The sequence below is a fragment of the Bacillus pseudomycoides DSM 12442 genome (genome assembly GCF_000161455.1).
GTDB classification, from domain to species: Bacteria; Bacillota; Bacilli; order Bacillales; family Bacillaceae_G; genus Bacillus_A; species Bacillus_A pseudomycoides.
Genome location: NZ_CM000745.1, coordinates 5,224,753 through 5,225,067 on the forward strand (window position 1 = coordinate 5,224,753; position 315 = coordinate 5,225,067).

Annotated in this window: 1 pseudogene; it reads left to right on the forward strand. The window is 35.2% G+C overall.

Features of this window, described 5'->3' with window-relative positions:
- Nucleotides 1-248, forward strand: a pseudogene (locus BPMYX0001_RS26470) (hypothetical protein); the annotation flags it as partial.
- Nucleotides 249-315 lie beyond the last annotated feature (67 nt).

A 315-nucleotide genomic window follows, 5' to 3' on the forward strand; every position in this document is an offset into this window, starting at 1 on the left:
GGTTGAAAAAGGAAGCTCTTCAGGAGTTAAAAGGAATGAATCTAACAGATTCCCAGCGGGAAAAGTTGTCCAGCATTGAAAAAGCCTTAGATCAAGAAAAACAAGAATATGATAAAAACAGTAAAAAAGAATCGAGCCAGGAGAAAGAACCAAAAAGTCAAAATAAATTCGCACAACTTTTTCATCAGTTTAAAAACGTAAAAAAGAAAGAGCAGCCAAAAGAAGCGGAAATGGAACATTCTAGATAGATATAGGTTGAGGAGAGTACTGTGAAACAGTGCTCTTCTTCTTTTTAAAAGCGAAAGGAGAGAAAAG